This window comes from Pantoea sp. UBA6567 (assembly GCF_002434165.1).
Taxonomy (GTDB): domain Bacteria; phylum Pseudomonadota; class Gammaproteobacteria; order Enterobacterales; family Enterobacteriaceae; genus Pantoea; species Pantoea eucrina.
The window spans coordinates 1,270,707-1,292,052 of sequence record NZ_DJJN01000006.1; the positions used below are offsets into that span (position 1 = coordinate 1,270,707).

At 55.9% G+C, this 21,346-nt stretch carries 19 protein-coding genes; 6 read left to right on the forward strand and 13 right to left on the reverse strand.

Annotated elements, in window-relative coordinates; all coding sequences use genetic code 11:
* Window positions 1-89 precede the first annotated feature (89 nt).
* Genes ptrR through fghA form a run of 3 tightly spaced genes read left to right on the forward strand, consistent with a single transcriptional unit; the run spans window position 90 to window position 3,044 of the window.
* Window positions 90-1,016, forward strand: a complete 927-nt coding sequence (gene ptrR, locus B4M48_RS12055) for a putrescine utilization regulator PtrR (protein WP_039385440.1) — start codon at window positions 90-92, stop codon at window positions 1,014-1,016.
* 49 nt (window positions 1,017-1,065) lie between these two features.
* A complete protein-coding gene (locus B4M48_RS12060; RefSeq protein ID WP_039385441.1) occupies window positions 1,066-2,190 on the forward strand; it encodes an S-(hydroxymethyl)glutathione dehydrogenase/class III alcohol dehydrogenase in 1,125 nt (374 codons plus the stop codon).
* An 11-nt stretch (window positions 2,191-2,201) separates the two neighbouring features.
* Window positions 2,202-3,044: an S-formylglutathione hydrolase gene (gene fghA, locus B4M48_RS12065; RefSeq protein ID WP_104085208.1), complete on the forward strand. Its 843-nt coding sequence runs from the start codon at window positions 2,202-2,204 to the stop codon at window positions 3,042-3,044.
* Between the two features lie 108 nt (window positions 3,045-3,152).
* Here fghA and B4M48_RS12070 read toward each other — a convergent pair whose 3' ends face one another.
* The 5 genes from B4M48_RS12070 to B4M48_RS12090 form a co-directional block, all read right to left on the reverse strand.
* Entirely contained in the window at window positions 3,153-4,160 is a 1,008-nt protein-coding gene (locus B4M48_RS12070; protein ID WP_039385445.1) for a fimbrial protein, read from the reverse strand.
* 10 nt (window positions 4,161-4,170) lie between these two features.
* Complete coding sequence (locus B4M48_RS12075; RefSeq protein ID WP_288656811.1) at window positions 4,171-6,645, reverse strand: fimbria/pilus outer membrane usher protein; 2,475 nt, start codon at window positions 6,643-6,645, stop codon at window positions 4,171-4,173.
* A gap of 92 nt (window positions 6,646-6,737) precedes the next feature.
* Complete coding sequence (locus B4M48_RS12080; RefSeq protein WP_039385448.1) at window positions 6,738-7,406, reverse strand: fimbrial biogenesis chaperone; 669 nt, start codon at window positions 7,404-7,406, stop codon at window positions 6,738-6,740.
* 43 nt (window positions 7,407-7,449) lie between these two features.
* Window positions 7,450-7,971: a fimbrial protein gene (locus B4M48_RS12085; RefSeq protein ID WP_039385450.1), complete on the reverse strand. Its 522-nt coding sequence runs from the start codon at window positions 7,969-7,971 to the stop codon at window positions 7,450-7,452.
* Between the two features lie 755 nt (window positions 7,972-8,726).
* Window positions 8,727-9,572: a hypothetical protein gene (locus tag B4M48_RS12090; RefSeq protein ID WP_039385452.1), complete on the reverse strand. Its 846-nt coding sequence runs from the start codon at window positions 9,570-9,572 to the stop codon at window positions 8,727-8,729.
* Window positions 9,573-9,667: 95 nt separating this feature from the next.
* On the opposite strand from B4M48_RS12090, the gene B4M48_RS12095 reads away from it, so the two are divergent.
* A complete protein-coding gene (locus B4M48_RS12095; protein ID WP_039385454.1) occupies window positions 9,668-10,138 on the forward strand; it encodes a hypothetical protein in 471 nt (156 codons plus the stop codon).
* Between the two features lie 237 nt (window positions 10,139-10,375).
* Here B4M48_RS12095 and B4M48_RS12100 read toward each other — a convergent pair whose 3' ends face one another.
* The 5 genes from B4M48_RS12100 to B4M48_RS12120 form a co-directional block, all read right to left on the reverse strand.
* Window positions 10,376-11,164, reverse strand: a complete 789-nt coding sequence (locus B4M48_RS12100) for an ABC transporter ATP-binding protein (RefSeq protein WP_039385456.1) — start codon at window positions 11,162-11,164, stop codon at window positions 10,376-10,378.
* Window positions 11,164-12,243: a FecCD family ABC transporter permease gene (locus B4M48_RS12105; RefSeq protein ID WP_039385458.1), complete on the reverse strand. Its 1,080-nt coding sequence runs from the start codon at window positions 12,241-12,243 to the stop codon at window positions 11,164-11,166. Before B4M48_RS12105 ends, B4M48_RS12100 begins: the two co-directional genes overlap by 1 nt.
* Before the next feature lie 321 nt (window positions 12,244-12,564).
* The gene (locus B4M48_RS12110; protein WP_071668031.1) at window positions 12,565-14,031 is read right to left on the reverse strand and encodes an amino acid permease; all 1,467 of its coding nucleotides are present in this window, start codon (window positions 14,029-14,031) and stop codon (window positions 12,565-12,567) included.
* Between the two features lie 132 nt (window positions 14,032-14,163).
* Window positions 14,164-15,030: a DNA-binding transcriptional regulator YeiE gene (yieE, locus tag B4M48_RS12115; protein WP_071668032.1), complete on the reverse strand. Its 867-nt coding sequence runs from the start codon at window positions 15,028-15,030 to the stop codon at window positions 14,164-14,166.
* A 9-nt stretch (window positions 15,031-15,039) separates the two neighbouring features.
* Window positions 15,040-15,417 (reverse strand): YkvA family protein, encoded by a 378-nt coding sequence (locus tag B4M48_RS12120; protein ID WP_039385465.1) that lies wholly within the window; start codon window positions 15,415-15,417, stop codon window positions 15,040-15,042.
* A gap of 103 nt (window positions 15,418-15,520) precedes the next feature.
* Between B4M48_RS12120 and B4M48_RS12125 the strand changes: the two genes are divergently transcribed.
* Both B4M48_RS12125 and nfo read left to right on the forward strand, forming a co-directional pair.
* Window positions 15,521-16,561: a YeiH family putative sulfate export transporter gene (locus B4M48_RS12125; protein ID WP_071668033.1), complete on the forward strand. Its 1,041-nt coding sequence runs from the start codon at window positions 15,521-15,523 to the stop codon at window positions 16,559-16,561.
* Between the two features lie 56 nt (window positions 16,562-16,617).
* A complete protein-coding gene (nfo, locus tag B4M48_RS12130; protein ID WP_071668034.1) occupies window positions 16,618-17,466 on the forward strand; it encodes a deoxyribonuclease IV in 849 nt (282 codons plus the stop codon).
* A 49-nt stretch (window positions 17,467-17,515) separates the two neighbouring features.
* Here the strand turns inward: nfo and fruA are convergent, their stop codons facing one another.
* Genes fruA through fruB form a run of 3 tightly spaced genes read right to left on the reverse strand, consistent with a single transcriptional unit; the run spans window position 17,516 to window position 21,304 of the window.
* The gene (gene fruA / locus B4M48_RS12135; protein WP_071668035.1) at window positions 17,516-19,219 is read right to left on the reverse strand and encodes a PTS fructose transporter subunit IIBC; all 1,704 of its coding nucleotides are present in this window, start codon (window positions 19,217-19,219) and stop codon (window positions 17,516-17,518) included.
* Window positions 19,220-19,238: 19 nt separating this feature from the next.
* A complete protein-coding gene (fruK, locus tag B4M48_RS12140) occupies window positions 19,239-20,177 on the reverse strand; it encodes a 1-phosphofructokinase (RefSeq protein ID WP_039385473.1) in 939 nt (312 codons plus the stop codon).
* A complete protein-coding gene (gene fruB, locus B4M48_RS12145; RefSeq protein ID WP_094111138.1) occupies window positions 20,174-21,304 on the reverse strand; it encodes a fused PTS fructose transporter subunit IIA/HPr protein in 1,131 nt (376 codons plus the stop codon). Before fruB ends, fruK begins: the two co-directional genes overlap by 4 nt.
* Window positions 21,305-21,346 lie beyond the last annotated feature (42 nt).

The window sequence follows — 21,346 nt, forward strand, 5'->3', positions numbered from 1 at the left end:
CGGCAATAACGCACTTGCCAGCCGCCGGCGGGCAGTTTAGACTCACAAAATATGAATAACATTGCACTTGTTGTTTACGGGATGAGAAGATGGATTTAGTTCAGCTGCGAATGTTCTGTTGTGTAGCCGATACCGGTTCTCTGGCGCGTGCCGCTGAACAGCTGCATCGCGTGCCCTCTAATCTCACTACGCGCCTGCGCCAGCTGGAAGAGGAGATCGGGGTTGACCTGTTTATCCGCGAGAAGCAGCGCATGCGTCTGTCACCGATGGGGCATAATTTTCTCAACTACGCCCGCCGTATTCTGGCGCTGAGCGATGAAGCGCTGAATATCGCCCGCGCCGGTGAGCCAGGCGGCAATTTTGCTTTTGGTTCAATGGAGAGCACGGCAGCTACCCGCCTGCCGGCGCTGCTGGCCGCCTATCATCAGCGCTACCCGGCGGTGGCGCTCTCCCTGGTGACCGGCACATCGGGCGATATCATCGACAAAGTGCGCGCCGGCACGCTGGCGGCGGCGCTGGTTGATGGTCCGGCTCCCTATGATGACCTGAACGGCTGTATCGCCTTCAGCGAAGAGATGGTGCTGATCTCCAGCCCTGAACATCCGCCGATCCTCAGCGCACGCGATACCCAGCAGGATACGCTGTTTGCCTTTGGCAACAGCTGCTCCTACCGCACCCGGCTGGAGAGCTGGTACCGCGACAGCCAGAGCGCACCGCGCAACGTCATGGAGATCCAGTCCTATCACGCGATGGTTGCCTGCGTGGCGGGCGGCGGCGGCGTGGCAATGCTGCCCGCCTCCGTGCTGGCGCAGATGCCGGCGCGCGAGCGGGTACAGGAGCACGCGCTGCCGCCGCTCTATCGCGATACCGCTACCTGGCTGATGTGGCGACGCGATGCGTTTACGCCAAACGTCGAGGCGCTGAAATACCTGATTATTGATATGTTTGATGACCGGCCACAGCACGACGGCCTGCTGCATCCGCTGCCGGACAGCGAGCAGACGCTGCTGAAATAAGTAATGACCACCAGGGCCACTGGCCCGCATCTACCGCAAGAGGGATTGCATGAACATGATTAAAACCCGTGCCGCCGTTGCCTGGGCACCTGGCGAGCCGCTGAAAATCGAAGAAGTGGATTTGATGCCGCCGCAGAAAGGCGAAGTGTTAGTACGCATCGTTGCTACCGGCGTTTGCCATACCGACGCCTATACGCTCTCCGGCAAAGATCCGGAAGGCGTTTTCCCGGCCATTCTCGGTCATGAAGGTGGCGGCGTGGTGGAAGCGGTGGGCGAAGGCGTTACCAGCGTCGCCGTGGGCGATCACGTTATCCCGCTCTACACTCCGGAGTGCGGCAAATGTAAGTTCTGTCTCTCCGGCAAAACCAACCTCTGCCAGGCGATCCGCGCCACCCAGGGCAAGGGACTGATGCCGGATGGCACTACGCGCTTCTTTAAAGATGGCCAGCCTATTTTCCACTATATGGGCACCTCTACTTTTTCCGAGTACACCGTTGTACCGGAAATCTCGCTGGCGAAAATCAGTAAAGAAGCTCCGCTGGAAGAGGTGTGCCTGCTGGGCTGCGGCGTGACCACCGGCATGGGCGCGGTGATGAATACCGCTAAAGTTAAAGCGGGCGACACCGTGGCAATTTTTGGTCTCGGCGGTATTGGCCTCTCGGCGATCATCGGTGCGCAGATGGCAAAAGCGGGCCGCATTATCGCTATCGATATCAATACCAGCAAATTTGATTTGGCCCGCAAGCTGGGTGCCACCGACCTGATCAACCCGAAAGATTACGATAAGCCTATTCAGGATGTCATCGTTGAGCTGACCGATGGCGGCGTCGATTTCTCATTTGAGTGTATCGGTAACGTCAACGTCATGCGTTCGGCGCTGGAGTGCTGTCATAAAGGCTGGGGTGAGTCGGTCATCATCGGCGTGGCCGGTGCCGGTGAAGAGATCTCCACCCGCCCGTTCCAGCTGGTCACGGGCCGCGTCTGGCGGGGTTCCGCGTTTGGCGGCGTGAAAGGCCGCAGCCAGCTGCCGGGTATCGTGCAGGATTATCTGGATGGCAAGTTTGCGCTGAACGATTTCATCACCCATACCATGGCGCTGGATGAGATCAACGACGCCTTTGATCTGATGCACGAAGGGAAATCGATTCGCTCTGTGGTGCACTTCAACAAATAACCGGAGGCGTTATGGCATCCACGCTGGAACTGCTGGAAGAACACCGCATCTTTGGCGGCTGGCAACAACGCTGGCGACATCAGTCATCGGTGCTGAACTGCCCGATGACGTTCAGCATTTTTTTACCGCCGCCCAAAGCTGATACGCCGCCGCCTGCGGTCTGGTTTCTCGCCGGACTGACCTGCAGCGACGAAAATTTCACCACCAAAGCGGGCGCGCAGCGTGTGGCCGCAGAGCTGGGTCTGGTGCTGATTATGCCGGACACCAGCCCGCGCGGGGACGCGGTGGCTAACGATGAGAGTTACGATCTCGGCCAGGGCGCCGGCTTCTATCTCAACGCAACGCAGCAGCCGTGGGCGGCGCACTATCGTATGTTTGACTACCTCAGCGAGGAGCTGCCGGCGCTGCTGGCGGATAACTTCAAGCTGAGCGATCGGCAGTCGATTATGGGCCACTCAATGGGAGGACACGGTGCGCTGGTACTGGCACTGCGCCTCGGCGGACGCTTTGCTTCCGCTTCAGCCTTTGCACCGATTGTGAATCCCTGCGACGTCCCCTGGGGGCAAAAGGCGTTTACTGCCTATCTCGGCGACGACCGCCAGGCGTGGCGGGAATGGGACAGTTGCCTGCTGATGCAGGAGGCGGAGCAGCGTCTGCCGCTGCTGATCGATCAGGGCGACGGCGATCAGTTTCTCGCGGACCAGCTGCGTCCGGAGCGCCTTGAGGCGATTGCGCGCGAACAGGGATTCCCGCTGGAGCTGCGCATTCAGCCGGGTTACGACCACAGCTACTTCTTTATCGCCACTTTTGTGGAAGATCACCTGCGCTTTCACGCGAAACATCTGCTGGTATAGTCCTTTGCCAGCCGCGGGCTTCTCAGCCCGCGCTGGCTATCAGCTGCCCCTTCCGCTTATCTCTGACCGGTTCACTGCGATTAGACCTTCCCGGCAGGCGTCGCACCATTACTGATAGGTAATTGTAAAGGTGGCGGTGGCATTTGCTGTACCGGGCGTAATATCACTTCCGGTCTGATAATAGCGCGCCTGCAGCGGGATACTGAACGTTCCGGCTGTGTCCGCACTGCCGGTGTTAATTGGCTTTTGCAGCGTTAACGGTACATTGTTGTAGAGCAGCTGAATGCCCACTCCTGTTGCACTGCCAGTTCCGCCGGTCAGATTGAGTACGCCATTTGCCGCATCCTGAACGCTGCCATCGATCTGCACGTTTACCCGCGTACCTGCATTGCAGTTCAGCGGAATGGTCAGCGTGCGGGTAAAACTGTCGCCCGGTCCGGTGCCCGCGCCCCTGAAGGCCCGCTTCTGCACCGTACCCATTGTGACCGAAAGCGCGCTATTGGTTACCGAACAGGCCACCGTCGTTACCGTCAATGCACCGAGGTTGATATATGCCTCCGGCCACATCCAGGCTGACTGATTGTTGCGCAGGATAAATGAGCCAATCAGCTGCGCGCCGACGCTACCGCTGCCGGTGGTTTGCGCCGTCTTATAGAACTGCACCAGCGCCTGCCCCGTCATCGGCTGACTGGCCAGCAGGCCACTGCTTTTGCAGAGCTGCTGAACGTTCGGTCCCCAGACACTATCCACCCACCCTGACGTGCCGGCACAGTTATTCCCGGACAGCCCGCCGAATGCGTAGCCAATGCCTGCAATACCGGTACTGTAGATATTGCGTCCGTCAATAATCGTGACATTTTTGCCATGACTCTTGATGCCAAACTCCTGATAGGTCAGCGCCGGCGCAGGCGTATCTGAACAGCTAAATCTTCCCGCCATATCTGAGGTCAGCACGCTTCCGATCATGGCGCCAACCGGTAGATCTCTCTGTACCACCAGCGTTGGCGGCGTGATAACGCTTGTCGCTGTCGCAACGGAACAGTTCCAGGCGTAAGCCGTTTGCACCGTAAAGGCACCGGGCAGAGCCAGAATAATAAGCAGCAGAATTTTTCGCATGGTTAATCCTTTACCGGCATTGCAGGCTAATAAGTTGTATAACCGGCTTGTCGCCGGGAAGGACGTAATCGGCCTGACATCCGTCGTGCTGCCAGACCACCTTTACCGTGCCGCGCGACGGCACGCCGCTCAGATAAACCTGATGACGATCGTCTACGATACCTGATGATGTCTGGCTGCCGCTGGTTACCGTGGCCGACGCGCCATAAGGAATAGTTTTTTCTGAATTCAGCGTCAGCATTATTTTCTGCCCCGCCGCTGTCGGGAAATCTGCCAGAACCAGCGCGCCCTGTCCTGGCACAACACGACGGGTATCTGCAGTAAGATCGATGTCGTCGGCCAGCGTGCCGGAATCTAGTTTGATGATGTTTCGCTGGTAGGGAGAGAGATAGGGCACCACGGCATAACCCCGGCTATCGGTATAAACACCAGTGCTATTTTCTACCTTCACATTTGCCGCTTTGTCTGCCCTTACCAGCGCCATCGTATCGCCTAAGGGCTGCGATAGAGTAAGGCCCCAGGGGTGAACCAGGATCCCCCCCATGACGCCATAATTAAGCTGTCGCGTCTGGCGGGTTACGTTATAGCCCGCCAGATATTCACCGGAAGAACCTTTATAGTCGAGGGTTGTGCTGCCCGACCCGCCGGTTCCCCGGCTGGCATAACCCTGCTGAATGTTATAGCTAAGCGTGTTATCCGCCAGCGCCACGCCCGCAATACCGGCTGATGCCATCAATCCACTACTGTTTGTCTGGCTGGCTGAGACGTTAAGCCAGCTTTTCGGCATAAAGCGTTCAAACGGAATCTGAACGGCCAGCGAAAACACGTTATTCTGCTGGCTTAGCCAGGGCGAGGACGAACGCATGTAGTTAAGCGTATAGCTCACCGCATTGTGGCTGATGCTGTAGCCGAGATTAAACGTATTTTCCCGGCCGCTTATGCCCCAGTATTGTTGCTGATAAGCAGACAGATAGAGACTGCCAAAATCGCCCAGCCTCTGATTGATGTTTAGCTCGGCCCGGCTGCGTTTATTGTGGCGATTGCGCCACTCCGTCCAGACGCGTTGCGCCTGCTTTGAACCAATCAGCTCATCATTGCTGGCATTAAGCGGGGGCGTATTGTAATAGCCATTTGCCTCATTAAAATTCATATAGCCGGATGTTGAGTAGCGATAGCCGGCCAGATTAAACGTGGTTCCGCTGGCGGTAAAATCTTTGGCATACTGAAAACGGAACGATGCCCCCTGTTTTTCGATCTCACCTGACTGCGCATGCGCCCAGGTTCCGTCTATCGAGACCGAACCCAGATAACCCAGCCCTTTAGCCGATCCCAGACTACTGCTCATATAATCGCCGGACAGAATTATTCCGCCGTAGAGCGTGCTGGCATTCGTCAGACCATAGCTCCCGGTTGTCTGCAAAAAGAGTGGTTCATACCGGGCGGCATTATCAGCGGCAACCACCCGATACTTACCCGCCGTCAGTGCATATTTAGCCTGACCTTCACGCAGCATCAGCGGCACTGCTGAGAATGCCTGAACAAACTGACGCACTGTGCCATCTGCTTCGCGAATTGAGACGCTGAGATCGCCGCCTGAGGAGACAGGATAGAGATCGGTAATTGCAAAAGGTCCTGGTGGAACATAAGCCTGATAGATGATGTTTCCATCCTGGCGAATGGTAACGCGCGCATTACTCTGCGCGATGCCGCGAATGACCGGGGCAAATCCACGCCGGCTTTCCGGCAGCATATTGTCATCAGAGTAGAGCTGCACGCCGCGAAAAGCGACGCTATCGAACACGCCTGCCGGGCTATAGCTGTCGCCCGCCACAAACTGCGCGTTAAGTGATTTAACGTCATGCTGCAGGTAAGTATTGATGCTGTTCCACTGGCGCGAGCGCCCGTTATCAGACCAGGATGAATAGTTTCTGAGACGCCATGCTCCCAGGTTTACGCCACTGCGCAGATTCAGATAATTATTCTGAACCGTTCCCTGACGAGCGTCGCTGCGGCTGCTGGCACCGCTGTAGGCGTAATTCACAAAGGCAGCAGGCAGCCCGTCATCCCACTCTTCAGGGGAGACCGCTCCCTGCACACTCTGCTGCATAAACGCCTGAGGAATGCTGATATCCAGACGCCGCTGAGCAAAGTCATAGCTAAGCTGGCCGTCGGGCAGGACGCGATCGATCGGCTGGCGGAGTGATCCCTTGCTCATCGCTGAAAATGCCGGTGTCGCCTGGCTGCGCACGCCCCAGGAAAGCAGATCTTCTTTAGTGATCTCCGGGATAAGTCCACGCTCACCCAGCGTGAAATTTAGTATTCTTTCAGCCATATAGCGGCTGTTCAGATAGATTTCCGTCCGATATCGTCCGGGGATCTGACCGCCGGGCTGTTCCAGTGCCGAGAGGTCGATAGCACTCACCTGCCCGCGCAGCTCGAGCGCGGCAGGATCAAAATAATCTGTTGCAGATCCGGGAGGGCTCATCAGCGCTGCCAGCATGAAGCCTGTCATCGCTGACGCCGACCGGCCTGACTGGCGGGTAAAAAGCGTCGTCCGCATTGATGGTCAGGCCTTAATCAGATTTTTGCAGTTCTGACGTCGGTAATACCGCCGTAATCATTAATCGCCCGCCAGGATAGCGTGCCTGCGGTTCCCGGCGGAAAATCGATAGCCTGCTCTGATAATGGACTGAGCACAGGCAGCGATTTCAGCTTAGCGTTGCCCATTTTCAGTTCATAAAAGGAGATATAAAACGGTGTGGGATTAGAAGCGTAAATACGGTCGCCCTGACGACGAAAAGTGATTTTTTCAAACGCTGTCGCCGCATCGCCTGGTAACCCTGCCGGCCGGTAAAAGAGTTTGAAGACGCTTTTTACGGTGATTAACAGGCGATTGGTCTCCTCTTTCGGCGTGCCCGGCACGGACTTAATGCTCAGCCAGTACAGAGATTCCCGATCGGCAGGCAGCGCCGCGCCGGTATAGACAATGCGGACAGAATTTTGCGTATGCGGCTCCAGCCGGAACAGGGGCGGCGTGGCAATAAACGTGTTGTCACTGTGACGTTGTGTAGGATCTTTATCTACCCATGCCTGAATCAGGTAGGGATAATCATCCGGATTACTGATGCTCAGCGCAGCCTGCCGCGCATTCCCCTCATAAATGAGCCGTGAACCCCCTATCTCAACCCCTGCCAGGCTCATCAGTGGATTGATCAGCACTATCAATAGAATACAAAAACGAATCATGAAGTCTTCCCTGAAGAGAAGGAGCCGCAAGCGGCTCGCATTATCAGTTATAGGCAACGGTAAACGTGGCAGCCGCATTCGCCGTACCTGCGCCAACGGTGGCAGCAGTTGACACATATTTGGCGATGAAATTAAGGGCATTGGTGCCGGTAGAAGAGAGCGTGACAGGCGCAGATGCCTGCCCGACAGGAATCAGCGTGGTGCTGTTCTGTTCATAGATACCGATACCAACGCCGGTAGCCACGCCGGTTCCGGACGTCAGGCCGAGCAGGCTGGAGTTGCCGCTCGCCAGCGGACCGTCAAAGCGGATGCTGGCTGACGTCACCGCTGTCGGACAGCTGGTAAGGTTAATGGTAAAACGCGTTGCCGAGGCCTGCGTACCGGCTGCGCCAAAAGAGCTGGCGGCTACAGTGCCCAGATTGACGGTCTGCGTAGCAGAGCTGGTATTAACGGTGCAGGCTGTATCGCGGATACTCCCGGTGAAATTTATTGTGCCATCGGCAGCAAATACGGCCGGGCACATGCCGGCAGCCGCCAGCACAGCAATAAGTGTCGTTTTTTTCATAATTATACCTCGTCTCAAGATAACCGAATGCTGCCGAAAAACAGCTATCGCCCTAACTATCAATCCCTGACCAGGGAAGCCAGAGAGTAGAGTTACGAGCTAACCCGGTAAACCTGAAAAAAAAGCAGCGGAATAAATTGAAATAAAAAAATGACATAACGGCAGAGACAGAATTTATATCTGCTTCAGCCCGTTCAGAGCACGTTTATGTAAAATTAAAAACCAGGTAATAAGATTATTTAAATCATCCTATTTTATTATATTCCTATATGTATCCAGGCATACTGACCGGTATTGAGAAAAATCCTAACTCGCATTTCGAATAAACAGCTAACCAGGATAGCAAAATACGTTTTCTTTAATGATTCAGTTAAGAAACAATGATCGGTTTACCTGTGTAATAATAATCACCGTTGATCATTTACATTAGCTATTATGAATTAAAAATTTGAATCACAAAAGCAGATGGGTCTATCATGACAACTATCATTGCATATTATTGATCAAAAACAATTAGTTACAATCATAGTTCGGCATTATCGCCGAAATGCAACGCTTTTAGTATCGTGCCTTGCTTGCTAAGAAAGAATGCTTGCTAAATGCGATCTTTCATTCAGCTCTTTGCGTTCAGGGGAAGTCACCTGTCCAGATCAGGTGTTTTTTTTTGGGTCTAATCATTAACATTTACAAAGCCAGGAGGATTACTTACTCTTTCTGCATTACCAGTGTTACCGCAATGCAGAAAGGAAGAGCAACTAATCTTTGAAATTCTCAGCGGCATAAAGGACAAAAGAAAAATAATACGCCATGTATTTATGATACATCGCATTATAAGACTCCAGAATGTGTATGCGGCCTGATTTCGGATCGTAGTCCACCAGGGAATTTTCTTTCGCTTCTAATATGATGTTACGAAGATGCGAGCGTGATACGCCGCAGCGCTTCGCCAGGCTGATGATGGTTAATGCCTCACCGCAGTCTTGTGCGGTAGTTCCGTGAAGATATAGATGAGTCATAATCATATGACCGGAGTCTTTGTTGATAAAAATATCAGCTTTGTCAGCAATATTAATAAGATGGATATCGTGATGAAATATGTCATAGTATCTTTTAAAGAAGCTTTGCATATTCTCTACTGAGAAGTTATTGACTTTGAAATCCGTTATACCCATTTCATCTAATGGAATAGCCACCGTCTTTGTTAACGACATCGCTGACTTCAATCCCCGGTCAGTAATTGAAAAATGCGTTTTTCTCTTATCAATAGTGTCTTTTCTGGTGGATATATAGCTACCCGTTTTTAACAGTAATAGCAGAGAAGAGACAGTATTAGGACTGATCATATTGGTTCTGATGCACTGATACTTTATATCATTCAGACAAGGCTTCTCTTTTTTAAAGAAGACACATGTGATAATCACGGATGCAAGAAACCTGTTATTTTTGAAAATGTATTTATAGAACATCTTATTGGATGCGAACTCTTTACAGATCATATTTGCATGCGTCATCAAAGCCGCATGAAAATTCTCGCTTTGCATTATTTTGCTATAGCAATTTTCGATATCTCTGACTGTAGTTGCTTTTACACCTGTTTTCATAAGAATTCCCGATCCTATGGCCTTGGGAATTATATGCTACGGCTAAAAGCAAAAGAATGGAAATAAAATCAACCATACTGTTAACGGGATGTAATATGGATGTTAATTTAATTCAAAAAGAAAACTACTTTCTGGAGAGGGGATTTAGCGAACTTTATCTGCAAGAGCGCTTTCTTTTTCATTTTAGTAAAGCATCGGTTTTCCTGCTTAACAAAGCATCACTAAAAGATTTCATCTGCTTTTGCGAAGAGAATGAGCGGGCTGATGAAATCATCTTACTGCTGGTGTCCAGAGATATGATGCCTTTAGCTATCAGCCTGGCTTACCGCTCCAGCAAAATCATTATATTTGACAATGGTAATATTTACTCTGCCGCTATGGGCAATTTGTATAAATGCAGCAGCAATAAAAAAATCATTACGCCAAGGGAATTTGAAGCATTAAAGACAACGCTGCTAACGAAAACCAGGAAGCTTGACTGGAGCTGCAGCATTAAAACGTTTTATTCTCAGCGACATTCAGCGCTTAAAAAGCTTAATATTGATAAGCTCTCATCGATATTTTGAAATGAAAAAATCGTGCAGGTTAAGTCCCTCTCACGCCATGCTGGCATATCTCTGGCCTTAAGAGGTCATGCCCCCTGCATGGCCTCATAGCCATTCATGGTGAACCTGTCGCTTAACTGCAGGGCTAAAAGGGCGAAGGGGCCTGACAGGTGTTGATACCGGTGAAGGAGACAGGCTGGCCGATCGAGCAGTGGGCAGGCAAGCCATCACACTATAGATTTGGCATTGCAGATATAGCTACATCAGCGACTCTGCCACCAGCCCGTCAATCATTACCTGCGGCATGCCATGCGAGCAGTGCTCAATCCGGCCGCGCACGCCATACACCTGCGCCAGCGTCTGCGGCGTAATCACCTCTGCGGGTATGCCATCCGCCAGACGCCGGCCCTGCTTCAGCATTAGCGCGTGGTCAGCATGCCGCAGCGCAATATTGATATCGTGCACCACCACCACCGTGACCATATTGCGCAGCCGGGTTTCGCGTCGTACCAGATCCATCACGTGAAACTGATAGTTGAGATCCAGCGCGCTCAGCGGTTCATCCAGCAGCAGCAGCTCCGGCCGGCGGATCAGCGACTGCGCCAGACCTACCAGCTGTTTCTGCCCGCCTGAGAGCTGATCGAGGTAGCGCATCGCCAGATGAGCGATACCCAGCTGCTCAAGCAGCGCCATAATTTCTGCTTCACTGTCCGCACTATGGAGGCCGCCCGAGGCGCGCTGCGCCACGATAATCGATTCCAGTACGTGCAGATGAACCCCGGCCGGCAGCGTCTGCGGCAGGTAGACCACCCGCTTTGCTCGCTGCGTGAAGGGCTGCGCCATTAAATCAACGCCGTTCAGCCAGAGTGCGCCCTCGCCTTTACCCAGGCCCGCCAGCGCGCGCAGCAGCGTGGATTTACCGCAGCCGTTCGGGCCAAGCAGCACGGTGATTTTGCCGCGCGGCAGCGTGGCAACGTCCAGATTGTCGATCACCTGACGCTTAGGGTAACCGGCGCTGAACTGCTCAATACGTAAGCCTGAATCCATTACACGCTCCCCCGGTGACGCAGAATAATACTCAGAAAGAAGGGAACGCCGACCAGCGAGGTCACGATCCCCACCGGAATAATCACGCCCGGGATCAGGTTTTTCGACGCAACTGAGGCCAGCGACAGCACCAATGCGCCCACCAGCGCGCTGGCGGGCAGATAGTAACGATGATCTTCGCCAAACATCATGCGGGCGATATGCGGGGCGACGAGGCCGATAAAGCCAATCGGGCCGACAAAGGCTACTGCCAGCGCCGAGAGAATGCTGATGCGTAACAGCGTTGCCAGTCGCAGACGGCGCACGTCGATACCAAAACTAATGGCGCGATCTTCCCCCAGCCGCAGTGCGGTCAGCTTCCAGCTGCTGAGCATGGAAAACGGTACCAGCAGCGCAAACGCAGCGCTCAGCACGCCCAGCTTCTCCCACGATGCGCGCGCCAGGCTACCCATGGTCCAGAACACCAGTCCCTGCAGCGTATCTTCGCTGGCGATAAACTGCATCATGGAAACCAGGGCGTTGAAGGTAAATACCAGCGCAATACCAAACAGCACCACGCCGGAGGTCGAGACTTTGCTCCAGCGCGTAATGCCATCCAGCATCAGCGCGGCAAACAGCGCAAACACAAAGGCGTTAGCGGAGATAAACCACTGATCGGAGAGGCCGGGAAAACCGACGCCGAGGATAATTGCCAGCGCGGCACCAAAGGCTGCAGCGGAAGAGACGCCCAGCGTAAAGGGACTCGCCAGCGGGTTGTTCAGAATGGTTTGCATCTCGGCACCCGCCAGTCCCAGCGCCAGCCCGACAACCACGGCCATCAGCGCATAGGGCAGACGGATATCCCAGACGATGACGCGGGTACCGGCATCCATCGCGGCCGGATGCAGCAAGGTCTGCCCGAGCGTTTCCAGCGTAAGCCCGGCCGGGCCAAGGGTGAAATCGAGAATAACCGAGGCGAGAATAGCAACAACCAGTACGCCAGTCAGCAGCAGTCGCTGACGCAGCACCTGACGATAACGTGTCAGGGTGTCAGCTTCAGGGGGGTGTTCCGCTATCAGCACGGAATCCGTCGTACGCATGAGTCTACCTGTATAGCCGTAATCATAACGGCTGACACAATAGAGCAGGTGATAATAATTATCAATTATATCTCTGTAACAAAGCTCAAACCGGCAGGGATGCATCAATATGCCAGGGACGCATAAATGCGTAGGGGCGGCATTGATGCCGCCCTGGTCCGGGTGTATCGTTTGAAATCCGGGACGCATGAATGCGTCCCCTGCGTATCGTGCAATCACAGGGGCGGCATTAATGCCGCCCTGGGTTGGGTGAATCGCCTGAAACCAAAGGCGCAAAAATGCGCCCCCTACGTCTGGATTGGAATGCCGCCACGCCAGGTTTTACTGTTTAAAAACCGGGAACTCCATCTCGCTATATTTCACTACGCGGCTGCCGCGTGTCAGCCGGTAGCCCATCCAGATAATCAGAAATAGCGGGATACCAATATAAGTTGCCGCCACGCCGTACCAGTCGATGGTGTCGGCGAGGAACGCCTGATAGTTCTGCCCCAGCGTAATAATCAGGCAGAGCACAAAGGCGAAGACAGGACCCAGTGGGAAAAAGCCGGAGCGGTAAGGTAAATCGGCCAGATCGCGCCCCTGCGCTTCATAGCCGCGACGGAAACGATAGTGGCTGATGGCAATGCCCAGCCAGGCGATAAAACCGGTCATACCTGAGGTATTAAGCAGCCACAGGTAAACTTCCTGATTACCAAACTTTGACGTCAGGAAGCAGAGACCAGCTACTACGGTCGTCGCAATCAGCGCATTGCGCGGCACGCCGCCTCTGGAGAGTTTTGCAAAGATGCGCGGCGCTTTGCCCTCACGGGCGAGATTAAACAGCATGCGCGTTGAGGCGTACATACCGGAGTTACCCGCTGAAAGCACCGACGTCAGGATGACTGCGTTCATGATCGCCGCCGCTGAGAGCAGACCGGCATTCTGGAACACCAGCGTAAACGGGCTGACGCTGATATCGGTCACGTCATTATGCAGCAACTGCGGATCGGTATAGGGCAGGATCAGGCTGATGATCAGAATCGCAAACACATAAAACAGCAGAATACGCCAGAAAACCTGCCGCACCGCGCGCGGAATATTTTTGGCCGGATCTTCAGATTCACCGGCGGCGATGCCGATAAGCTCGGTGCCCTGAAAGGAGAAACCGACAATCATCGCCACGCCGATCATTGCAGAAAACCCGCCGGCAAAAGGCGCATCGCCCACGGTCCAGTTGTGCCAGCCTGCATGTTCTGCACCGCGCATAATACCGGTGATCATCAGAATCCCCACCACGATAAAAATAACGACGGTGGCGACTTTAATCAGCGAGAACCAGTACTCTGTTTCGCCAAAACCTTTAACCGAGATAAAGTTAATCAGGAACATCAGGCAGAGAAAAGTGGCGCTCCAGATCCAGCCTGGCGTATCGGGGAACCAGTAGTTCATCACCAGCTGCGAGGCGACCAGATCAACAGCAATGGTCACCGCCCAGTTGTACCAGTAGTTCCAGCCCAGCGCGAAGCCAAAGCCCTCTTCAACATATTTTGCGCCATAGGTGGCAAAGGAGCCGGAAACCGGCATAAAGGCAGCCAGTTCGCCGAGGCTGGTCATCAGAAAGTAGACCATCAGCCCAATCAGGGCATAGGAGAGCAGCGCGCCGCCGGGTCCGGCCTGTGAAATGGTGGCGCCGGAAGCGACAAACAGGCCGGTACCAATGGAGCCGCCGATGGCGATCATAGTGAGGTGGCGCGCTTTTAATTCACGGCGCAGCCCAGGTTGTTGTGTTGTTTTTGAGTCATTATGCATGTGTAAACGCTATGCCGGATAAAAATAAGGCGCGATTGTAGCAGCTAACCCTGCGCTGTATAGCATTCACCTCGGGTTATTAGTTACCTTCATGATCGGCGGGCGATTATTAGCAGCACCCGCCGCCGCCGGCTATTCACAGCAGTAGGCAAGAAAGCGGTTGAGCGCGTTTGAGAGATGTTTTTGCCGGTGGTGAATGCGGTAGAGCGTGCGCGTCAGGCGCGGCAGCGGAACCGCCACTTCTGCCAGCGTGCCCGCTTCCAGCAGGTCGGCAATGACCCGGCGCGACAGGCAGCTGATGCCCATGCCGTGCCGTACCGCATGTTTGATCGCTTCGGAGTTACCCAGTTCCATACCCAGCTGAAACTGCGGCAGATGCGACAGCAGCTGGTAATCAACAATTTCACGCGTACCGGAGCCGCGTTCACGCAGGATCCACGGTGCCGCCGCCAGGCTTACCAGCGTCACCGGCTGCTGCAGCAGCGCCGAGTCGGGTGCTGCAAACACCACCAGCTCATCTTCCAGCCACGGCGTGCTGATGATATCCGGCTCGTGACACGGTCCCTCGATCAGGCCGATATCCACGCGAAAATCTGCAACGGCCTGAATCGCATCCTGACTGTTGCCGACGCTCAGCTCCAGCGGAAGTGCGGGAAAATCGCGCCGGTAGGCGGCAATCATGCCCGGCAGCAAATAGTTACCGATGGTACTGCTGGCAAACAGCCGGATCGCCCCGCTATCTTCCCGGAAGAGCTGCTCAATTTCACCCGCCTGCTCCAGTAGCCCGACGGCGCGCGGATAGAGCAGCCGCCCATGCTCATTCAGCACCAGCCGCTTGCCTACGCGATCGAACAGCTGTACTCCCAGCTGGTTTTCGAGATCCGCCAGCGCCGCGCTCACCGCCGACTGCGACAGTGACAGCACCTGCGAGGCCTGGGTGGTGGAACCGCTCTTCAGCACCTCAGTAAACACTTCAATCTGGCGTAGCGTAATATGCATGCTTGCTCCTCAGGCCATATAGCGCTGTATCAGCCAGACGATAATGCCGATCCAGATCAGCAGGATCAGGCCAAATCCGGCGCGACTGACAATTTTTACTCCGCGCGCGCGCTGTACTTCCGCGCGTTCAGCGCTGCTGATACGAATATCGCGCGGCAGCAGGCGCAGCAGAATAATCACGCCAAGCGGTACAATGATGGCATCATCCAGCAGACCAATAATCGGGATGAAGTCCGGAATAAGGTCAATCGGGCTGAGCGCATAGGCTACCAGCCCAAACGCCATCAGTTTGAACCACCATGCCGTACGCGGGTCGCGACAGGCAAACCACAGCGTCAGGACATCCCGCTTAATCAGCTTTGCCCAGCGGCGCAGACGCACAAACATAGCCTTTCTCCTTATCACTTATTCCGGTCGATTATAAAGATATTATCAATTTCACTTTTATATCAGAGAGGCGCAGGCTATTGCCATACTCAGGAGGTGGTTAATGGCTGAATTTAGCATAATAAAACCGGTGCTCCCGCCCTGCCGGGTGGTGGCGGGTCTGGCACTAACGGCGGCGCTGGCAGGCTGCGCCGCCTGGCTTACCTCGCTGCCGTGGCTGTCTCACGTCGGTCTGGGCGCGCTGACGCTGGCGATCGTTGGCGGCATTATTGCCGGCAATACTTTTTACCCGCGTATCGCCAGCCACTGCGACAGCGGTGTGCTGCTGGCAAAACAGCGCCTGCTGCGCCTTGGCATTATTCTTTTTGGTTTTCGCATCACCGTTCAGCAGATAGCCGGCGTCGGCCTGCGCGGCGTGATTATCGATACGCTGATTATCGGCACAACGTTCCTGCTTACCTGCCTGGCTGGCATCCGGCTGCTAAAGATGGATCGCGAGACGGTGTGGCTGATTGGTGCCGGCAGCAGCATCTGCGGTGCGGCGGCGGTGCTGGCGACGGAACCCGTGGTCAAAGCTGACGCCTCGAAAGTGGCGGTGGCGGTGGCAACCGTGGTGCTGTTTGGTACCGCCGGCATCCTGCTTTATCCCGCGCTGTTTGCACTGCTGCCCGCTGTCAGTGCCGCGCAGTTTGGCATCTTTACCGGCTCCACGCTGCATGAGGTGGCGCAGGTAGTAGCCGCCGGGCACGCCATAGGCGCTGAAGCAGAGAATATGGCGGTGATCACCAAGATGCTGCGCGTCATGATGCTGGCCCCTTTCCTGCTGCTGCTGGGCAGCTGGCTCCGGCAGCGCGGCCCGCGCACGGCAACGTCTGCACGCAGTTTTCCGTGGTTTGCACTGCTGTTTATCGCGGTCGCGCTGGTGAATTCACTGCAGCTGCTGCCAGCCGGAGTGGTTAGCGCGCTGAACCAGCTGGCCAACCTGCTGCTGGCGATGGCGATGGCAGCGCTGGGTCTGACCACGCGCTTCTCCGCGCTGAAACAGGCGGGCGCAAAACCGCTGCTGCTGGGGCTGATGATGTTCTGCTGGCTCATCGTCGGCGGCGGCGCGCTGAATTTGCTGGTGCAACATTTCATGGCATAGCCGCTTCCGCTATTATGTGCGCCTTGCTTTAGTTAACGCCCATACAGGAGAGCGGCATGAAATATATCGGTGCACACGTCAGCGCATCCGGCGGCGTGGATCAGGCAGTGATCCGCGCCCATGAGCTGGAGGCCACCGCCTTTGCGCTCTTTACAAAAAATCAGCGTCAGTGGAAAGCCGCACCGCTCTCTGCGCAGACCATTGACGCGTTCAAAAGCGCCTGCGCGCGGTATAACTACTCTTCCGCGCAAATCCTGCCGCACGATAGCTTTTTGATCAACCTGGGTCACCCGGAGGCCGAAGCGCTGGAGAAATCACGCGCCGCGTTTCTGGATGAGATGCAGCGCGCTGACCAGCTTGGCCTGACGCTGCTGAACTTCCACCCCGGCAGCCATCTGCAGCAGCTTGATGAAGAGACGTGCCTGAAGCGCATCGCCGAATCGATCAACATCACGCTGGATAAAACGCAAAATGTCGTCGCGGTGATTGAAAATACCGCCGGCCAGGGCAGTAACCTCGGCTATCGCTTTGAGCATCTTGCGACCATTATTGCGCACGTCGAGGATAAATCGCGCGTGGGGGTCTGTCTTGATACCTGTCACACCTTCGCCGGCGGATACGATCTGCGCACCGAAGCTGACTGTGTCGCTACCTTTGCCGAATTTGAGCGCGTGGTGGGCTTTAACTATCTGCGCGGTATGCATCTGAACGATGCTAAAAGTGCCCTTGGCAGCCGCGTCGATCGCCATCACAGTCTGGGTGAAGGCAACATCGGCAAAACCGTGTTCAGCTGGCTGATGAAAGATGCGCGCTTCGATAACATTCCGCTGATCCTGGAAACCATCAATCCCGATATCTGGAAAGATGAGATCGCCTGGCTTAAAGCTGAGCAGCACGCCGGATAGCGGACAATAAAAAAGGGAGCCTTAGCTCCCTTTTTTTATGTCCGTCGGATTATGCAGCTTTCGCCAGCTCCTCTTCCGGACGCTTCAGCACGGCGTAACCGAGACCGGCAATCGCGGTACCGATGATAATCGCCAGCAGATAGCCCAGCACCGGCGTAATCGCACCCGGGATCAGCAGCACAAACAGACCGCCGTGAGGTGCCATCAGCTTCGCGCCAATCGCCATTGAGATGGCGCCGGTCACGGCTCCGCCAATGATGCAGCACGGCAGCACGCGCATCGGATCGCGCGCCGCAAACGGAATGGCCCCTTCAGAGATAAAGCAGAGACCCAGCACCAGCGCCGCTTTGCCGCCCTCCTGCTGCCCTTTATTGAACTTGCGGCGTGCAACCAGCGTCGCCAGACCCATCGCCAGCGGTGGCACCATGCCCGCAGCCATAATCGCGGCCATCGGCGCATAGGTTTGCGAACTCAGCAGCCCGACGCCAAACGCGTAGGCCACTTTGTTGACCGGACCGCCCATATCGGTACACATCATACCGCCAAGAATGGCGCCCAGCAGCACGGCGTTTGCGGTGCCCATGTTGGCCAGCCAGCTGGTCAGGCCGCTCATGATACCGGCAACCGGTTTACCCACCACGTAGATCATCAGCAGGCCGGTGATCAGGCTCGCAACCAGCGGAATAATGAGAATGGGCTTCAGGGCTTCCATACTCTGTGGCAGCTTCACTTTGCTGCTCAGGAACTTCGCCGCATAACCGGCGATAAAGCCGGCGATAATACCACCCAGGAAACCGGCATTGATGCTGGTGGCAATCATGCCGCCAATCAGGCCAGGCGTCAGGCCAGGACGATCGGCGATGGAGAATGCAATAAAGCCTGCCAGTACCGGCACCATCAGCGCAAATGCGCTGCCGCCGCCGATCTGCATCAGCGCTGCTGCCAGCGTGCCCGGCTCTTTAAACGCGGTGATCCCGAACGCAAACGACAGCGCAATGCTCAGGCCGCCTGCAACCACCATCGGCAGCATGTAGGAGACACCGGTCAGCAGGTGACGGTAGGCGCCCGCTTTCTCTTTGCTGTCGCCCTGTGCGCTGGCGCTCTGGCTGCCGGAGGGCTGATAAACTTTCGCCTCCGCCTGCGCTTTATCCAGCTCCTGCGCCGTTTTCTTCAGCGCCAGGCCGGTGGAGGTGCGGTACATCGGCTTGCCGGCAAATTTCGCCAGGTCCACATCGATATCCGCTGCCACGATCACCAGATCGGCGGCGGCCACCTCTTCCGGAGTGATCGGGTTGCCCGCGCCAACGGAACCACGGGTTTCGACTTTTACCCACCAGCCGCGTTTTTTCGCTTCCGCGTCAATCGCTTCTGCCGCCATAAAGGTGTGTGCGACGCCGGTCGGACAGGCGGTCACGGCGACAATGCGCTTTTGCGCGCTGGCCGTAACCGGTGCTGCGGCAGCCCCGGCTGCCGGTGCGGTTGCGGGCTGCCAGCGCTGCGCGTTTGCCTGCGCCTGTGCTATCGCCGCCTGAGGATCGCGCAGCGCCTGCTGCACATCAACGCGCGCTACGGATTTGCCCGTCAGCTGCGTATCTTCCGGAATATTGTCGCCGGCAACCAGAATCAGTTCGGCTTCAGCGGCAGCGCTGACCAGCTCCAGTCCGGCCTGTGCTGCTGCAGCACGCAGACGTTCGATAGCCAGATGTGCGGAGGCCAGTCCCAGTGAAGAATCTTTTATCAGCAGCGTTTTCATTATCATCGCTCTCCTGCTGTTAGTTAACGGGTTGTAAGTCGACGCGCGCCATCATCGCGGCCAACCGGGTACGATCGGCTACGCCGACGTTGCTCTGGCTGACAGCCATTGCCGCCACGGCGGTAGCCAGTCGCAGCGTATGTTCGCTGGATTCACGCATCAGCAGGCCATAAATCAGGCCGCCGACCATGGAGTCACCGGCACCGACCGTGCTGACAACCTCACAGACCGGCGGTTTTGCCAGCCATTCGCCAGATGCGTTGACCCAGAGTGCACCTTCTGCGCCGAGCGAGATCACCACGTGAGCAATGCCCTGCTCGCGCAGTTCATGCGCCGCGTTAATCACATCCTGCAATTCAGGCAGCTTGCGGTTAGCCCAGATCTCCAGCTCGCGCCGGTTTGGTTTAACCAGCCACGGGGCGGCTTTCAGACCCGCAACCAGCGCATCACGGCTACTGTCAAAAATGATGCACGGACAGAGCGTACGCAGATCGCTCATCCAGCGGGTAAACGCCTCTGGCGTCACGCCGCCCGGCAGGCTGCCGCTGACGCAGACCATATCGAACTGGCCGAGCCAGGTGAGTGAATCTGCGGTAAAGCGCTCCCAGTCCTGCGCGGTTACTTCAAAGCCGGAGAAGTTGAGGTCGGTTACCTCGCCATCTTTCTCTGTAAGCTTTACGTTGATGCGGGTACGCCCCTGCACGACCTGAAAGCGATTGGCTATTCCCAGCTCGCTGAACAGCTGCTGGAAGCCATCCTGATTTTCCCGGCCAAGAAAGCCGCCGACGGTGACGTCGATGCCGAGATCTTTGAGTACTTTGGCAACGTTGATCCCTTTGCCTGCTGCATGCAGGCCGGTGGTTTTGACCAGATTGACTTCACCGCGCTCTATCTCCGGCGTAAAGCCAACCAGGTCATACGCCGGGTTCAGCGTAATGGTGGCGACGCGACGGCTCATGCTGCCCCCTCGCCCAGACCGGAATTAATGGCCTCTTCGATAGCCTGCATCGCCTGCGGCGCATCATCACCGCTGGCGGTAAAGCGCAGGCGATGGCCTTTCTTCACGCCCAGCGCCACCACTTTCATCAGGCTGCGGCCGTTAGCGGGCTTACCGCTGCCGTCAAGGTTGGTAACCGTGACATCACTGTTAAACTGCTTGATAACGCTGACCAGCGCCGTTCCCGGACGCGCATGCAGGCCATGCTCATTGCGAATGGTAAATTCTGCGGTCAGCACTTCAGCGGCTTCATCCACTTCGCTGGTGAGCAGCGCCAGTACGCCGGCTGCATCCGCTTTCAGCAGACGTTCAGCTTTATTGTTCTGCAGCAGGTTACTCAGGTAGCCCAGCACCTCCAGCGGACGCTCATCCACTGCGGCAACCGTCAGCAGCAGCGCCACGCGCTCGCCCTGCCGGTCAAACGGCACCGCCGGGCGGCTTACCGCGACAGCGCTGCCCAGGTTACCCTGCGCGCTGTCGTTCAGCCAGATCCCCTGCCCCAGACTCAGCGGCGTGCGGGAGATAACGTCGGTGATAAATGCGGCGTCAACCGCGCCTGCCGCCTGCAGACGACCGGCATTCAGCGCCTGCAGCGTGATCAGATCGCTCGCCGCGACATCCACCGCAATCAGCGAGGTATCAAAGGTAAATTCAGCTCCCTGCTTCTCACCCATCAGCAGCGCACGCAGATCCTCAGCAGAGGCCGTTTTTAGCTGCTCTGCCACGCTGTCATCGCTTAACACATGCGTCAGCTGACGCAGCAGCGCCAGATGCTCATCTGATTTAGCGGCGATGCCGATAGCCACATAGGCAATCTGCCCTTCGCCCCACTCTACGCCCTGGGGAAACTGAAAAACCTGTACGCCGGTTTTCAGCACCAGGTCACGGGTGTCGGTGGTGCCGTGTGGAATAGCGATGCCGTTGCCGAGAAAGGTGCTGGTCTGCTGTTCGCGAGCCAGCATGCCGCTGACATAGCCTTCAGCAACGTTGCCTGCTGCGGTCAGCGCGGCGGCAACCTGACGAATAGCGTCTTCTTTTGTCTGTGCCGTGGCGCCGGTATGGATGGCCTGAACTTCGAGCTGGAACATATCTCTCCTCGCTTGCTGAATTGAATCGTTTCAGCTTAATGG

Bases quoted from the DNA above. Each gene is read 5' to 3' on its own strand.
- ptrR (WP_039385440.1), top strand. From the start codon at position 90: ATGGATTTAGTTCAGCTGCGAATGTTCTGTTGTGTAGCCGATACCGGT.
- B4M48_RS12060 (WP_039385441.1), top strand. From the start codon at position 1,066: ATGAACATGATTAAAACCCGTGCCGCCGTTGCCTGGGCACCTGGCGAG.
- fghA (WP_104085208.1), top strand. From the start codon at position 2,202: ATGGCATCCACGCTGGAACTGCTGGAAGAACACCGCATCTTTGGCGGC.
- B4M48_RS12070 (WP_039385445.1), bottom strand. From the start codon at position 4,160: ATGCGAAAAATTCTGCTGCTTATTATTCTGGCTCTGCCCGGTGCCTTT.
- B4M48_RS12075 (WP_288656811.1), bottom strand. From the start codon at position 6,645: ATGAGCCCTCCCGGATCTGCAACAGATTATTTTGATCCTGCCGCGCTC.
- B4M48_RS12080 (WP_039385448.1), bottom strand. From the start codon at position 7,406: ATGATTCGTTTTTGTATTCTATTGATAGTGCTGATCAATCCACTGATG.
- B4M48_RS12085 (WP_039385450.1), bottom strand. From the start codon at position 7,971: ATGAAAAAAACGACACTTATTGCTGTGCTGGCGGCTGCCGGCATGTGC.
- B4M48_RS12090 (WP_039385452.1), bottom strand. From the start codon at position 9,572: ATGAAAACAGGTGTAAAAGCAACTACAGTCAGAGATATCGAAAATTGC.
- B4M48_RS12095 (WP_039385454.1), top strand. From the start codon at position 9,668: ATGGATGTTAATTTAATTCAAAAAGAAAACTACTTTCTGGAGAGGGGA.
- B4M48_RS12100 (WP_039385456.1), bottom strand. From the start codon at position 11,164: ATGGATTCAGGCTTACGTATTGAGCAGTTCAGCGCCGGTTACCCTAAG.
- B4M48_RS12105 (WP_039385458.1), bottom strand. From the start codon at position 12,243: ATGCGTACGACGGATTCCGTGCTGATAGCGGAACACCCCCCTGAAGCT.
- B4M48_RS12110 (WP_071668031.1), bottom strand. From the start codon at position 14,031: ATGCATAATGACTCAAAAACAACACAACAACCTGGGCTGCGCCGTGAA.
- yieE (WP_071668032.1), bottom strand. From the start codon at position 15,030: ATGCATATTACGCTACGCCAGATTGAAGTGTTTACTGAGGTGCTGAAG.
- B4M48_RS12120 (WP_039385465.1), bottom strand. From the start codon at position 15,417: ATGTTTGTGCGTCTGCGCCGCTGGGCAAAGCTGATTAAGCGGGATGTC.
- B4M48_RS12125 (WP_071668033.1), top strand. From the start codon at position 15,521: ATGGCTGAATTTAGCATAATAAAACCGGTGCTCCCGCCCTGCCGGGTG.
- nfo (WP_071668034.1), top strand. From the start codon at position 16,618: ATGAAATATATCGGTGCACACGTCAGCGCATCCGGCGGCGTGGATCAG.
- fruA (WP_071668035.1), bottom strand. From the start codon at position 19,219: ATGAAAACGCTGCTGATAAAAGATTCTTCACTGGGACTGGCCTCCGCA.
- fruK (WP_039385473.1), bottom strand. From the start codon at position 20,177: ATGAGCCGTCGCGTCGCCACCATTACGCTGAACCCGGCGTATGACCTG.
- fruB (WP_094111138.1), bottom strand. From the start codon at position 21,304: ATGTTCCAGCTCGAAGTTCAGGCCATCCATACCGGCGCCACGGCACAG.